Source organism: Sphingomonas sp. 1185 (assembly GCF_040544655.1).
Classification (GTDB): Bacteria; Pseudomonadota; Alphaproteobacteria; order Sphingomonadales; family Sphingomonadaceae; genus Sphingomonas.
Genome location: NZ_JBEPKL010000024.1, coordinates 38919 through 53455 on the forward strand (window position 1 = coordinate 38919; position 14537 = coordinate 53455).

Sequence of the window (14537 nt, forward strand, 5' to 3'; positions counted from 1 at the left end):
AGGAATATTCCTGGCGCTTCGACTTTGGTCAGGGGATCAGGACCGTGCTCCCCACCGTCTCGCCCGCCTCGATCGCGCGGTGCGCCTCGACTGCGTCGGTCAGGGCGAAGCTCTGGCCGATCTCGGGGGTGATCGCGCCTTTCTCCAGCATCGCGAAGACCCGCGCGATCAGCCGCCGCTTGTCCCCGGCGGTCACGGCATAGTCGAACAGCGTCGGCCGCGTGACGAACAGCGAGCCCTTGGCCGCCAATAGGCCCAGATGGACCCCGTCGACCGGCCCCGAGGCATTGCCGAAGCTGACCACCAGCCCGCGCCGCGCCATGCTGTCGAGCGAGGCGCCCCAGGTCGCCTTGCCCACGCCGTCCAGCGCCACCGGCACGCCCTGGCCCTGCGTGATCTCGCGAACCCGGGCGGCGACATCCTCGGTCCGGTTCAGGATGACGTGATCGGCCCCGGCCGCGCGCGCCTTTTCGGCCTTCGCCTCGCTGCCCACCGTGGCGATGACGGTCGCGCCGATCGCCTTCAGCCAGCCGACCGCCAGATGCCCGACCCCGCCCGCCGCCGCATGGACCAGCACGGGCCAGCCCGGCTGGACGGCGGCGCAATCCTCGATCAGGAACGCGGTCGTCGCGCCCTTGAGCAGGATCGCCGCGGCCGTGCGATCATCCACTTTGTCGGGCAGAGGCACCAGCAGATCGGCCGCGACGTTGCGGGCCGTCGCATAGGCGCCGCGCGCCGGGCCGAACACGCCGACGCGGTCGCCCACCGCGAAATCGGTCACGCCCTCGCCCAGCGCCTCGACCACGCCCGCCGCCTCCGAGCCCAGCCCGCCCGGCAGGTCGATGGGATAGAGCCCGCTGCGGTGATAGGTGTCGATATAGTTCAGGCCGACCGCATGGTGACGCATGCGCACCTCGCCGGGGCCGGGCGGGGGCAGTTCGTGCTCGCGCCACCGGATCACCTCGGGGCCGCCGGTCTTGTCGATAAACGCGGTCTTTTCCATGGGGTTCAGGCTCCTGTTCGACATGGTGACAAGCGCAACGCCTCAATAATCCTTCGAGATGCGCACGTTCAGGCTCTGCCGCCCCAGTGTCGAGATGCTGGAAAGCAGCGACAGCCAGCGGGTGACCTGAAACTCGACCTGGGTCGCGGAATAACCCTGACCGTCGGTCACGATCTCGGCATAGAGGCGCCGGGTGATATATTTGCCCGCCGCCACCGACGTGCCGCGCCCCAGCTGCACATCGGCGGGCAGCACGCGCAGCCGGTCGAGCCCCGCCGCCCGGCGCACCGCGTTGATCGGGTTCAGCCCGCCCCCTCCATCCTGAAGCGCGGCGACGGCGGCGGCCAGCTGCAACGCTTCGGGCGCGGACAGTTTGGCGATCGAGGTGCCGAACAACAAGCGCGACAACAATTCGTCATTGGGAAGCGCCGGGGTGCTGGAAAAGCCGATCTCGGGCTTCAGCGCGGTACCGGTGACGCGGATCGAGGCGCTCAGCCCCTGGACATTGGCATTGGCGGCGATGTCGAGCGCGGGGTTGGCGGGCACCTCGCCGCCGAAGCGGATGATGCCGCGCGCCAGATCGAACTCGCGGCCCGCAAAGTCGTAATCGCCGCGGATCAGCGTCGCCTGTCCGGTGATCGCGGGATTGTCGGGCGTGCCGCCGATCTTCAGGTCCGCCGACCATTCGCTGTTGAGGCCCAACCCGGAGACGATCAACCCGCCCGAGGCGCGCGCGCGGACGTCCAGCGTCCAGGGCTTGCGCGGAACATCGTCCTCCTCGCCGCCGCCGGGAACGTTGATCTCGCGGATGTTGAGCTGCGGCACCGCCGTCGCGGCGGAGGCGCGGCCCAGGCGATAACGGCTGCTGTCGAGCACCACATCGCCCGCGATCGTGCCGCCCGTCCCGTCCGAATGGAAGGTCAGCGGCCCGGTCACCGTCGCGGAGATATCGTCGCGCGCGATCATCGCCGCGCGGCTGGCCTGGAGCGAGAGGTCGAGGCCGATGCCATGGGCGGCGGCGAAGTCGAACTGGCCGCTGCCGCTGACCCGTCCCTCGCGCCCCGCCTGCGCGGCGAAACGGTCAATCACCAGCCGCGATCCGCCGAACCGGCCGCTGGCCTGGACGTCGGTCAGGACGGTGCCGGTCGTCGCGCTTTCGATCCGCGCACCGGTCGCGCGCACCGCCCCCCGGATGACCGGCTGGCGGAGCGAGCCGCCGACATCCGCGCCGATCGCCACCGGCCCCGACAGATCGAACAGCTCGACCCCGGTCAGCCGCCACAGCGTATCGGCGGGCCCGGCATAGCGTAGCTGCGCGATCAGCCGCCCGGTCTGCATCCGGCTGGCCCAATCGCCCTGTCCGGCGGGCACCAGCAGCGCCTGGCCGCGCCCGACGATCCGCCCGCCCGACGCCATGACCGCGCGCACGCCCAGCCGGTCAGCGGACAACACCCCCGCCACCCCCATGTCGATCGGCCGCGAATTCAGCACCAGTCCCGCGCGCGTCAGCCCGCGAATGGTCAGGTCGACCTTGCCGGTCGGCGCCCCGCCCGCCCGGCGCAGGGTCAGCGTCCCGCTGGCGCTGCCCCCCAGCCCCAGGCCCGGATAACCGATGTCGAGCACGGCCAGCGGCATCCGGGACAGCCCCGCCTGCACCTCCACGCCATCGGCGTCGAGCCGCCCGGCCAGCTTCGCCTCGCCCCCCGCAAAGGCGAGGCGCGTCGGCGCGAGGGCCCAGCTGTCGCCGTCGCGCGTGACCACGGCCGGCGACAGGAATTGCAGCGGACGCCGGTCGAGCGTGCCCTGCGCGGTCATCGACAGCCGTCCCGGCGTCACCTGCGTCACGGTCTGGATCGCGAAGGCGCGACCGCGCGACCCCGAAATGCCGACCCGCACCTCGCCGGTCCCGCCACGCAGTCGCGCGGTGCCGGTCATCTGCGCGATGTGGAAGGCGCCGTGCCGCACGCCCTGCGCACGCGCCGACGCCTCGACCGAGGCCCCGGCGGGATCGAGCAGCGCGATCAGGTCGAGCCGCCCCTGGCGGACCGCCACGCCCGCGATCTGCGCCTGTCGCGCCGCCAGATGGGTCTCGATCCGCTGCACGCCATTGGCGGGCCGGAACAGCAATTCGCCCGACAGCCCGCCACCTGTCACGCCCAGCTGTCCGACAAAGCCGCCCTGCGCCACGGTCAGCGCGCCCGTCGCCCTGGCACCGGCAACCTCCAGCGGCTGGAACTGGATCACCGCATCCTGCCCGCGCGGCAGCAGGATCGCGCCGGTCAGGCGGAACGGGCCCAGGCGCGATCCGCCATCGGCGCGGACCGCAAAGCCCTGGTCGCTGGGGTCGAGATGCGCGCGCACATTGGCAAGGCCCAGCGCGGCATTGGGCTGGGCGAGGATCAGGTCCAGCGTCGGCCGGTCGATCCGCCCGTCCAGCGTCATCTGCACCGGGCCATAGCTGCGCTGCCGCCCGCCGCCGACGAAGCGGAAGCTGCCGTCGGTCCGGCGGATCGCCTCGCCGGTCAGCCGGATATCCGGGCCGGTCAGCACCAGCCGATGGAAATGGAAGACGCCGTCCGGCCCGCGCTCCAGATCGGTGGTCAGGCGCGGCAATCCACCCGCCAGCGAACGCAGGAAGCTGTTGTCGAGGCGTCGGACCTGCGCCTCGCCGCGCCCGACGATGCGCGTGCCATGGCCGCCCGCTCCCGGCACGGCGGTCAGTTTGGAGCGGACGTCGACGATGCCCAGGCCGGGGATCAGATAACGCTGGAGCGCGCCGTCCAGCGCGACATCGTAGCGGCCGTTGGTCAGGTCGATCCGCAGGCCCAGCTGCCCCGCCAGCCTGTCCGACCGCAGCGCGAGCCCCTGTCCGACGATCGCCCGCGGGGTGATGCGCAGATCGCCCGCCACCGACAGGCGGCGCAATATGCCGCCCGCCGCCTCGCCGACCCCCGTCACCCGTGCGGCGGTGAAGCGGACCGGCAGGGTCAGCGGCCAGCCGCCGCTCAACCGCCCCCGCCCCTCGGCCTGCGCGCCGTCGAACCCCGTGCGATCGAAGGAGAAGCGGTCCGCCGCCAGCCGATAGTCGAAGGCCGCCCGGTCGAACGCCCCGTCCAGCCGCAGGCGCAGCGCGATCGCCTGTCCGCGCATATTGGCGAACAGCGCTTCGGGCCGGAGCAGGCGCGCCTCCACCCGCAGGCCATCGAAACGGTTGCCGCCCAGATCGACCGTCCCCGTCGCCCGCGCCCGCAAGGCGGCCGAGCGCAGCGCCAGCGCGCCGGTCAGGCGGCGGTCGGCGAAATCGGCTTGCCCGGCCAGCGTCACGCGCGGCGCGGTCAGGCGCTGCAACCGCCCGCGCAGGATCAGCGAGGGGGTGAGATAGCCCGATAGGGCATAGCGCCCCGCCCGCGCCGACAGCGTCAGGTCGGCCGCGCGCCGCTGCGCGATCAGGCCATGCGCGCGCCCGTCCCAGCGGGTCCAGCTGCCCTTGCCCGCAACGTCGAGCGACACCGGCGCGCGCGTGCCCGACAGACGCGACAACACGCCCCCGGCACGCCCCCGCGCCTGAACCGCCAGGTCGAACCGGTCGCGGTCGGGCTGCGCGTCCAGCCGCAGGCGAAGCCGGTCGCTGCCCGCCACCGCGCCGTCGAGCGCGACGAGCGCCCGGCCGTCGCGAATGTCCGCACGCCCATCGATCCGCGCCACTCGCCGCCGCCCCAGCACGGCGGGCGCGAGGACCAGCCGGTCGAGGTGAAGCCGGTCGATGCGGATATCGAAATCGGGCAGGATCGGCGTGTCGCGCCCGGTGCGGCGGGTGTGCGGCACATGATAGAGCGTGGCGAGCGGCGCTTCGACCGCGCGGATGTCGAGCGCCCCCCGCGCCCAGTGCAACGGCCGCCAGTCCAGCCGGGCCCGCGGCACCCGGACCAGCAGGCCGTCCAGGTCATAGACGCGCAGATCGACCAGCCGCATGTCCGAATAGAGCGACCCTTCGATCCGTCCGACCGAGAAGCGCAGGCCGGTCGGGGTGCGGATCGCCCCGATCCGGTCGGCGACCCAGCGATGACCGATCGCGGTATCGACGATCATCAGCGCGGCGCCGATCGTGGCCAGCACCAAGGCCATCAGGATCGCCAGCGCCCGACCCCAGCGGAACCGGCGCGCGGTCACCGGCGGATCGGCGGGCAGATCCTCCCCCTCGTTCAAAATGCCTGTCCCAGAGAGACATAGACGGCGACCCGGCTATCCCCCTTTTGCGGGTTGAGCGGCGTGCCGAGATCGAGGCGGATCGGTCCGAAATTGGAGTAATAGCGCACCCCCAGCCCGGTGCCGAAGCGCAGCCCGGTCAGGCGCGGCAGCGGCGAGGTCGCGATATTGCCCGCGTCGAGAAAGGGCACGATGCCGAAATTGCCGAACGCCTTGACCCGCGCCTCGATCGAGAATTCCGCCAGGCTGCGCCCGCCAATGGGGTCGTTATTGGCGTCACGCGGCCCGATCGCCTGAAAGCCATAGCCGCGCACCGACGCGCCGCCACCCGCATAGAAACGCCGCGACGGCGCGATCTGGTCGCGCGGCGCGCCCAGGATCGTCCCCAGCCGGGTGCGCGCCGCCAGCACCACCCGGTCGCCGAGCGGGCGATAGATGCTGGCATCGACCTGCGTCCGCGCATAGCCGAACGCCGCCCCCTGCAACGACAATTCGGGGCTCAGCCGCCCGCCCAGCCGGAAGCCGCGCGTCGGGTTCAGCAGATCGTCCGATCCGTCATAGTTGAGGCTGGTCGGCAACGCGCCGATGAAGAAGGTCCGTCGGCGCGGCTGGCCGGTCGACTCGATCACGTCGCGCTCGTCCGAGGTCAGCAGCTCGGCGCCCAGCGACCAGGTCCAGGTCTTCTGGAAGAAGATGTTGGTCTGCCGCTCCAGGCTGGCCGACAGCGACAGCGTCTTGGCCTCATAGGCATCGCGCAGCAGATGCGCGGCGGCGAACTGCGCGGTCAGCACCCGGTCGCGGCCGTTGAAGTTGTTGCGCCGGAACACCACCGAGCCGAGCTGCTCGCGCGTGCCCAGCACGCTGCGCAGGGTCAGCGCGCCCTCGGGCGGGAAGAGGTTGCGATCGGTCCAGTTGATCGCCGCGCGCGCGCCTTCGCCGGTGCCATAGCCCAGCTCGCCCGCGATGGTATGCGACGGCGCGGGTTCCAGCGTGACCGCGACATTGACCGTCTCGGGCGTGTCGCCGGGCACCGGCTTGACCTGGACCGAGGAGACGAGCCCCGTCTGCACCAGCGCGCGGCGCAGATCGTCCAGCCCGGCCGAGTCATAGGGATCACCGGGGCGGAAGCGCGCAATGTCCTGGACATGCTCGGCGTCGAACAGCCGGTCGCTGGTCGTGACGATCCGCCCGTAACGGCGCGGCGTGCCCGGCGCGATCGACAGGTCCAGCGTCGCGGTGCGCGCGGCGCGATCGACCACGATCTGCGGATCGCCGACCTTGGCGAAGGGAAAGCCCGCCTCGCCCACCGCCGCCTTCAGGGCCGCCTCGCCCGCGACGATGGTATCGGCGTCGACCGGATCGCCCGGCTTGATGCCGAACGCCTGCGTCAGCGGCGCGGCCTTGTCCCCCGCCTTCTGCACCCCGTCGAGCGTCACCCCGGCGAAACGGTACAGATTGCCCGGTGTCGCCTGCAGCAGCACGGTCGGCACCTCGCCGGGTTCGATCCGCGTCGCGACCTGCGTATCATAATAGCCCGCGCCGCGCAGCAAATTGGTCAGCAGCGCGGCATCCTCGCGCGCGCGACGGTCGAGCTGCGCGGCGTTGGCGGGATCGCCGTCATTGGTGTGGAGGCTGGACAGCTCGTCGAACCGCTTGCGGAGCAGGTCCCCCGCGCCGTCGATCCCCTCCACCCGCCAGCGATAACGCCGCTCCGCCGCCGCATCGACCGTCGCCGCGATCGTCGCGGACGGATCGCCCGGCGCGGTCGAAAGGTCGGGCCAGGCCACCCCGATCTCGGGCAGCGGCGCAAGCGGCGCGGACGGGTCGAGCATCGTCGGATCGATGGCATCGGGCGTCGTCTGCGCGGCGGGCGCGGTCGGGGACGATGCGGGGCTGGCCCCGACCGGGACCGTCTGGGCACGCGCCTGGCCCGTCCAGGCGATTCCGCCCATTTCCATGGCAATATAAAGGATGGCGACCGAGCGGCGCGGCCGCCCGACGCGGACCATCATGGCCCTGTCCCTAGCCGCGACGGAGCGGCAGCGACACCCCCCGGCACGCTCGGTTGAACAGATTTGCCGCGCCGGACGTCGCGCGCCATGGTCCGCGTGCCACCCGGCCCGCATCAATGCACGGTGCCGAACGCCTCTTCGCTGGACAACAGGCCGATCAGGCGCTCGATCTGGCGCCAGCGGCAGAAATGGATGTGGTTGCCCAGGTCGCGGCTACGCCCCGCACGCGCGGCCGCTTCTCCGCCCGCCGATTCGCCGAACGTCTCCATCATCTCCGCCGCAGTCGCCACATCGGTGTCGGTGACGAAGGGAGGAACCTGAAAGCCGCCGCCGCGATCGGGCATATACACTCCTGAACCGTGCCGTTTCGCTGGCGTCCCTAATCCGGAATTCCGTTTTTCGCCAGTCCCCTTGGCCTGTGCCGCGCGCACCGTCGCGGGACGGCTGGCCTCACCCGGCGCATCGTGCGAGGACGGTCGCCATGACCGATCCCCAGCGCCCTTCCGCCCCGCCGTCCCCGCCCCGCGCGTTGCGCCCGTCCGCGCCCGCGGGCGGGTTCTTCATCGCGATCGGCGTGGTGGGCGGCATCCTGGCCGGGCTGGCGACGGGACAGGTGACGCTGGGCGTGCTGGCCGGACTGGGGTTCGGCGTCCTCGTCGCGCTGCTGCTCTGGTGGCGGAGTCGCTGAGGCCGTCAGCTGGGCAGGCGCATCTGCCACACCACCCGCCCGATCACCGTGATCGGCCCCTGCGGCACTGGCGGCGCGGCGGGATTGTCGCTTGAGGCGACCAGCCCCTCGGGCCCGGCACGGACGCGCTTGACCATCAGCACCTCGCCCATGCGGATGATATAGAGGCCGCCCCGCGCGGGCGGGCGGACATCCTGCTGATCGACGACCAGGTGATCGCCGTCCATCAGCCCCGGCGCCATCGAGTCGCCCCGCACCCGGATGACCGAGGCGGCACCCTCGTGCAGCCCCAGCCGCCGTGCCAACTGGCGATCGAGCGCCTCGACCCCGATCATCACCTCGTCATCCACGGTCGCCCCCGGCCCCGCCGAGGCGGCCACCGCAAGCCGCCGGACCAGCATCGGCCCGGCCTCCACCGACGCGCCCAGCCGCGTTTCGGGGATGCCGAAGAACTCGGCCAGCTGACGGCGATCGCCCTCGGCCAGCATGCGCGGCGACCCGCGATGGACGAACTGCTGAAGATAGGCCTCGTTGCGCCCCAGCATGCGCGACAGCGCGGCGAGGCTGACGCCCGCCTGCTCCGCCAGCGCCTGAAGCGTGGCCCTGATCTCCGATCCCGACATGGCCTCCGATATAGGCATAGGATTTTTCCTAGACAAGTTGGAAATTAGAACAGAACAAGAACGTCGGAGATTCGGACAATGGGAGAACGTCCATGGAATTGCTGGGGTTGATCGAACGCTATCTGAAGGCCAGCCACATGCCGGAAACCAAGTTCGGCCGCATGGCGGTCAACGACCCGCGACTGGTCGGCGACCTGCGGCGCGGGCGAGAGCCGGGGCCGGAGATGGTCCAGCGCGTCCGCAGCTTCATCGCGGAGCATCGCGCATGACCGCGCTCGCCTGGTCGGACCCCACCCGCCGCTCCGCCGGTCTGTGCCGCAGCCGCCCGCGTCCCGCCGATCGCGGCGAAAGGCTGGCCCGCGTCCTTGCCGCCCATGCCGCCCAGACGGGCTGTGTCGTCACGATCGCGGTCCAGGCGGTCGAGCCGTGGTCGTCGGCGACATTCAGCGGATCGGTGGCGACCCTGTCGCTGTCCGCGCCCTCCTCCCCGGCCCTGGCCGCCTGGCTGGCCGATCTGGCGGAGGCGGATATTCCGCTGGGTCGCGATATCGTCGCCGATCTGTCGGTCGAACCGGCGGCGGAGGGGTGGCTGCTGTGCGTCCTGACCTGTGCGGATGCGGCAAACGGATGAACGGTCGGTCATTTTTCTGTTGATATGTTGTAACACTACGCTACCGACGGGGCTTCGCCAATCATCGGAGCCCTGTCCTTGCCCAAGTCCGTCCTGTTGTCCGGCCTGTCGGCCACCGCCGTCGCCGCCCTGTTCGCCCTTCCCGCCGCCGCGCAGACCGCAGGCCAGCCGACCAATCGCGGCCGCGAGATCGTGGTGACCGCGCCGGTCCAGCAGTCGGAAGCGGACGTGCTGTCGGGCACCTCGATCGTGACGGGCGAGGAACTGCAACGCTCGATCCGACCGACCATCGGCGAGACGCTGGCCCGTCAGCCGGGCGTGTCGGCCACCTCGTTCGGCCCCAACGCCTCGCGCCCGGTGCTGCGCGGCTTTCAGGGCGAGCGTATTCGCGTGCTGACCGACGGTATCGGATCGATCGACGTGTCGAACACCAGCGTCGACCATGCCGTCGTCATCAACCCGCTGCTCGCCGAGCGGATCGAGGTGCTGCGCGGCCCCTCCGCGCTGCTGTTCGGATCGTCGGCGGTGGGCGGCGTGGTCAACGTCATCGACACCCGCATCCCGCGCACCGTGCCCGAAAATGGCTATCGCCTGTCGGGCATGGCGACCTATGGCTCGGCCGCGACCGAACGGTCGGTGGCGGGCGCGACCGATGTCGCGGTCGGCAAGCAGTTCGTGGTGCACGCGGACGGTTCGTATCTGAAGACCGACAACCTGAAGATCGGCGGCTATGTCCTGTCGCCGCGCGCCCGCGCCGAGGCGCAGGCGGCGGCGGCGCAGGCGCCCCGCGACCCGCTCAACTTCGGCCGACTCGCCAATCTTGGCGGTCGCCTGCCCAACACCGCCAGCGAGACCTGGACGGCGGGGGTCGGCGGCGCGCTGATCACCGATACGGGCTCGCTGGGCATCGCCTATAGCCATTATGACAGCCTGTACGGCGTGCCGATCCGCTATACCCTCACCCCCGGCGGCGAAAAGCCCGAGGCGCCGCGTCTCAGCCTCGTCCAGAACCGCCTCGACCTGCGCGGCGAGATCGAGACGGGCGGCGGCTTCCTCGACCGCATCCGCCTGCGCGCGGGCGCGGCGCAATATCGCCATTACGAGCTGGAGGAAGATGGCGGCATCGGCACCGCCTTCTACAACAAGGGCATCGAGAGCCGCCTCGAGCTGGTCCAGTCGAAGCGCGACGGCTGGCAGGGCGCGTCGGGCGTCCAGTTCTTCAACCGCGACTTCGACGTGCGCGGCGACGAGGCGTTCCTGCCGCGCAACAACACCGCGCAGGTCGGCCTGTTCACCCTGCAGCAGCTGGATCGCGGCGCCTTCAAGATGGAGGCGGGCGCCCGTTACGAGCATACCTCGCTGACCGCGCGCACCGCCGTCGCCGACAACCGCTTCTTCCGGGGCCAGCGCAGCTTCGACGCCTTTTCGGGCTCGGTCGGTGCCAGCTACGGCTTCGCGCCTGACTGGCGTGCGGGCCTGAACCTGTCGCGCACCGAACGCGCGCCGTCGGCCGAGGAACTGTTCGCCAACGGCCCGCACGCCGGGACCGAGGCCTATGAGCTGGGCAACCCCAATTTCAAGAAGGAAGCGAGCTGGGGCATCGAGGCCACCGTCCACGGCCATGGCGAGGGCTATAGCTTCGACGCCTCGGCCTATTACAACCGCTTCTCCAACTATATCTATGATGCGCTGGTCCAGCAGGGTCCGTGCGAAGCGGCGGCCGCGCCGTCGGGACGCAAGGTCGACCTGCCCTGCTTCCAATATGCGCAGGCCGATGCCCGCTATTACGGGATCGAGGCGGAGGGTTCGGTTCGCCTCGCGACGATCGGCACCTATGCGATCAACGCCGACCTGCTGGGCGACTATGTCCATGCGCAGATCCTGAACACCGGCCCGGCCCCGCGCATCCCGCCGCTGCGGCTGCTCGGCGGGCTGGAAGCGCAGTCGGACCGGGTGAACGCCCGCGTCGAGGTGGAGCGCAGCTTCCGCCAGAGCCGCGTGCTGGGGCTGGAGACGCCGACCAACGGCTTCACGCTGGTCAACGCCTCGGTCCAGCTGAAGCCCTGGGGCGCGGTGAACCCGACGACGCTGACCCTGTCGGCCAACAACATCTTCGACGTCGACGCGCGCCGCCATGCCAGCGTGCTGAAGGACTTCGCGCCGCTGGCCGGTCGCGATCTGCGCGCGACGCTCAGCTTCAAGCTCTGACGCCCCCTCGAGCGTTCAGACCTGGGCCCTTCCCGTTCCGGCGGGAGGGGCCCTTTTTCATATCGCCGCCAGTCCCCGCCGGGGGTGGACAAACCAGGCCGCCTTCGGGAGAAGCGGGGGGACAAGGAGAGAAGACATGTCCCGAATGGGCAAGTTCGACTGGGCGGATCCGTTGCTGCTCGACGACCAGCTGACCGATGACGAACGGATGATCCGCGACACCGCGCGCGCCTATGCCGACGACCGGCTGGCGCCGCGCATCATCGACGCCTTCGCCAACGAGCATACCGATCCCACGATCTTCCGCGAGATGGGCGAACTCGGGCTGCTCGGCCCCACCATCCCGGAGGAATTCGGCGGCGTCGGCGCATCCTATGTCGCCTATGGCCTGATCGCGCGCGAGGTGGAGCGGATCGACAGCGGCTATCGCTCGATGATGAGCGTGCAGTCGAGCCTCGTCATGTATCCGATCCATGCCTATGGCTCGGACGAACAGAAAAGCCGCTATCTGCCCAGGCTGGCGAGCGGCGAGTGGATCGGCTGTTTCGGGCTGACCGAACCCGATGCGGGCTCCGATCCCGGCGGCATGCGCACCACCGCGAAGAAGGTCGATGGCGGCTATGTCCTGTCTGGCGCCAAGACGTGGATCTCCAATTCGCCGATCGCCGATGTCTTCGTGATCTGGGCCAAGTCGGATGCGCATGGCGGCGCGATCCGGGGCTTCGTGCTGGAAAAGGGCATGAAGGGGCTGTCGGCGCCCAAGATCGACAACAAGCTGTCCCTGCGCGCCTCGATCACCGGCATGGTGATGATGGACGAGGTGGCGGTGGGCGAGGACGCGCTGCTGCCGCATGTCGAGGGGCTGAAGGGCCCGTTCGGCTGCCTCAACCGCGCGCGCTACGGGATCAGCTGGGGCGCGATGGGGGCGGCCGAATTCTGTTTCCACGCCGCACGCCAATATGGCCTGGACCGCAAGCAGTTCGGGCGGCCGCTGGCGGCGACGCAGCTCTATCAGAAGAAGCTGGCCGATATGGAGACCGAGATCGCGCTGGGCCTGCAAGCCTCGCTGCGCGTCGGCCGCCTGATGGACGAGGGCCGGTTCGCGCCGGAGATGATCTCGATCGTCAAGCGCAACAATGTCGGCAAGGCGCTCGACATCGCGCGGGCGTCGCGCGACATGCATGGCGGCAACGGCATTTCGGGCGAGTATCAGGTGATGCGCCACATGCTGAACCTGGAGACGGTCAACACCTATGAAGGCGCGCACGACGTCCACGCGCTGATCCTGGGCCGCGCCATCACCGGGATCACGGCATTTTGACGACCGCCGCATGACGAGGCCCGCACCGCTCGCCGGACTGAAGGTCGTCGAGTTGGCCCGCATCCTCGCCGGTCCCTGGGCGGGGCAGGTGCTGGCCGACCTCGGCGCGCAGGTCGTCAAGGTCGAGAGCCCCGAGGGCGACGACACCCGCCGCTGGGGCCCGCCCTTCATCGCCAACCCGGACGGCAGCCGCGACGCGGCCTATTTCCACGCCGCCAATCGCGGCAAATCCTCGGTCGTCGCCGACTTCGCGACACCGGAGGGGCAGCGGATCGTCCGCGACCTGGTCGCCGATGCCGATGTGGTGATCGAGAATTTCAAGCTGGGCGGCCTTGCCCGCTACGGCCTCGACCATGACAGCCTGTCGGCGATCAACCCGCGCCTGATCTATTGCTCGATCACCGGCTTCGGGCAGGACGGCCCCTATGCCCCGCGCGCGGGCTATGACTTCATCGTCCAGGGCATGAGCGGGATCATGGACCTGACCGGCGAGCCGGACGGTCCGCCGCAGAAGATCGGCGTGGCGCTCGCCGACATCATGACCGGGCTCTATGCCGTGATCGCGATCCAGGCGGCGCTGCACATGCGGGAGCGCACGGGCCGTGGGCAGCGGATCGACATGGCGCTGCTCGACACGATGACCGGGGTGCTCGCCAACCAGGCGATGAACTATCTCGCCTCGGGCACGACGCCGACCCGGCTGGGCAATGCGCATCCCAATATCGTGCCCTATGCCGCCTTTCCCGCCAGCGACGGCTGGTTCATCCTGGCGGTGGGCAATGACACGCAGTTCCGGCGCTTCGCCGCGCTGGTCGGCATCGATGGCGACGATCCCCGCTTCGCGACCAACGCCTTGCGCTGCGAGCATCGCGACACGCTGACCCCGATGATCGAGGCGGCGACGCGAGTCTGGCCGCGCGACACGCTGCTCGCCCGGCTGGCGGCGGAGGGCGTGCCCGCCGGGCCGATCAATACGGTGGAACAGGCCTTTGCCGATCCGCAGGTCGTCGCGCGCGGACTGGCCATCCATCCGCAGCGGCCCGACGGCTCCACCGTTCCCGGCGTCCGCACCCCGATCCGCTTTTCCGACGCCGACCTGATGCTCGACCGCGCCGCGCCGCTGCTGGGACGCGACCGGCCGACGACGTGACCCGCCTCGATTGAGCGGGGCTGGTCGATCGCCTATGCCTCGCCCCCGATGACCAGCCTGACCGTCAACAACCAGCCCGTTCGCTATCGCCTGCCCCCGGATACGCCGCTGCTCTGGGCGCTGCGCGACGCGTCCAACCTGACCGGCACCAAATATGGCTGCGGCACGGGCGATTGCGGCGCGTGCACGGTCGATCTGGACGGGCGGGCGGTGCGCAGTTGCCAAATCCCCATCGGCCGGATCGAGGGCAGCGTCGTCACCACGATCGAAGGGCTGTCGCGCGACCGATCGCACCCCGTGCAGCAGGCGTTCCTGGCCGCCAATGTCAGCCAGTGCGGCTTTTGCATCCCCGGCCTGGTAATGGCCTCCGCCGCGCTGCTCCGCCGCGATCCCGCCCCCTCCGAAGCGACGATCCGCGCGCAGATCACCAATTTGTGCCGCTGCGGCGTCTATCCCCGGCTGGTCGAGGCGATCCAGCGCGCCGCCCGTGCCGCGCGTGGCGAGGAGACGATCCCCGCCGCCCCCCTGCCCGGCACCGATCCCGCCGACGCCGCGCGTGCCGTTCCCGCGCTCCTTGCGCCTGCGGGCGTTCATGACACGCCATGACCCGATTCTTTCACAATGCTGACGGACGGGTTCAGCATCCGCTCAACGGCCATGGGGCAAGGTGCATCGCATGATCGGGGTCGGCTCGT

At 70.5% G+C, this 14537-nt stretch carries 12 protein-coding genes; 7 read left to right on the forward strand and 5 right to left on the reverse strand.

Annotated features, from left to right (window positions below):
* Positions 1 to 28: 28 nt before the first annotated feature.
* The 4 genes from ABIC44_RS14805 to ABIC44_RS14820 form a co-directional block, all read right to left on the reverse strand.
* The gene (locus ABIC44_RS14805) at positions 29 to 1003 is read right to left on the reverse strand and encodes a quinone oxidoreductase family protein (RefSeq protein WP_354296300.1); all 975 of its coding nucleotides are present in this window, start codon (positions 1001 to 1003) and stop codon (positions 29 to 31) included.
* A gap of 42 nt (positions 1004 to 1045) precedes the next feature.
* A complete protein-coding gene (locus ABIC44_RS14810) occupies positions 1046 to 5128 on the reverse strand; it encodes a translocation/assembly module TamB domain-containing protein (protein ID WP_502959854.1) in 4083 nt (1360 codons plus the stop codon).
* A gap of 77 nt (positions 5129 to 5205) precedes the next feature.
* A complete protein-coding gene (locus ABIC44_RS14815; RefSeq protein ID WP_354296304.1) occupies positions 5206 to 7221 on the reverse strand; it encodes an autotransporter assembly complex protein TamA in 2016 nt (671 codons plus the stop codon).
* A gap of 113 nt (positions 7222 to 7334) precedes the next feature.
* Positions 7335 to 7565, reverse strand: coding sequence for a hypothetical protein (locus ABIC44_RS14820; RefSeq protein ID WP_307104411.1), 231 nt, complete (start codon positions 7563 to 7565; stop codon positions 7335 to 7337).
* Between the two features lie 137 nt (positions 7566 to 7702).
* On the opposite strand from ABIC44_RS14820, the gene ABIC44_RS14825 reads away from it, so the two are divergent.
* On the forward strand, positions 7703 to 7909 hold the full coding sequence (locus ABIC44_RS14825) for a hypothetical protein (protein WP_354296306.1): 207 nt from the start codon (positions 7703 to 7705) through the stop codon (positions 7907 to 7909).
* Between the two features lie 5 nt (positions 7910 to 7914).
* On the opposite strand, the gene ABIC44_RS14830 is transcribed toward ABIC44_RS14825, so the two are convergent.
* Positions 7915 to 8550 carry a S24 family peptidase gene (locus ABIC44_RS14830; RefSeq protein ID WP_354296307.1) on the reverse strand — a complete coding sequence of 212 codons (636 nt, stop codon included), beginning with the start codon at positions 8548 to 8550 and terminating at the stop codon, positions 7915 to 7917.
* A 74-nt stretch (positions 8551 to 8624) separates the two neighbouring features.
* Between ABIC44_RS14830 and ABIC44_RS14835 the strand changes: the two genes are divergently transcribed.
* The 6 genes from ABIC44_RS14835 (at position 8625) to ABIC44_RS14860 (ending at position 14448) form a co-directional block, all read left to right on the forward strand.
* Positions 8625 to 8801, forward strand: a complete 177-nt coding sequence (locus ABIC44_RS14835) for a hypothetical protein (protein ID WP_307104405.1) — start codon at positions 8625 to 8627, stop codon at positions 8799 to 8801.
* Positions 8798 to 9163 carry a hypothetical protein gene (locus ABIC44_RS14840; RefSeq protein ID WP_354296308.1) on the forward strand — a complete coding sequence of 122 codons (366 nt, stop codon included), beginning with the start codon at positions 8798 to 8800 and terminating at the stop codon, positions 9161 to 9163. The genes ABIC44_RS14835 and ABIC44_RS14840 overlap by 4 nt, the downstream gene beginning before the upstream one ends.
* 78 nt (positions 9164 to 9241) lie before the next feature.
* Positions 9242 to 11371 (forward strand): TonB-dependent receptor, encoded by a 2130-nt coding sequence (locus tag ABIC44_RS14845; RefSeq protein ID WP_354296309.1) that lies wholly within the window; start codon positions 9242 to 9244, stop codon positions 11369 to 11371.
* Positions 11372 to 11507: 136 nt separating this feature from the next.
* Positions 11508 to 12692 (forward strand): acyl-CoA dehydrogenase, encoded by a 1185-nt coding sequence (locus tag ABIC44_RS14850; protein ID WP_354296310.1) that lies wholly within the window; start codon positions 11508 to 11510, stop codon positions 12690 to 12692.
* Between the two features lie 10 nt (positions 12693 to 12702).
* Positions 12703 to 13842: a CaiB/BaiF CoA transferase family protein gene (locus ABIC44_RS14855; RefSeq protein ID WP_354296312.1), complete on the forward strand. Its 1140-nt coding sequence runs from the start codon at positions 12703 to 12705 to the stop codon at positions 13840 to 13842.
* A gap of 48 nt (positions 13843 to 13890) precedes the next feature.
* On the forward strand, positions 13891 to 14448 hold the full coding sequence (locus ABIC44_RS14860) for a (2Fe-2S)-binding protein (RefSeq protein WP_354296313.1): 558 nt from the start codon (positions 13891 to 13893) through the stop codon (positions 14446 to 14448).
* Positions 14449 to 14537: the final 89 nt, after the last annotated feature.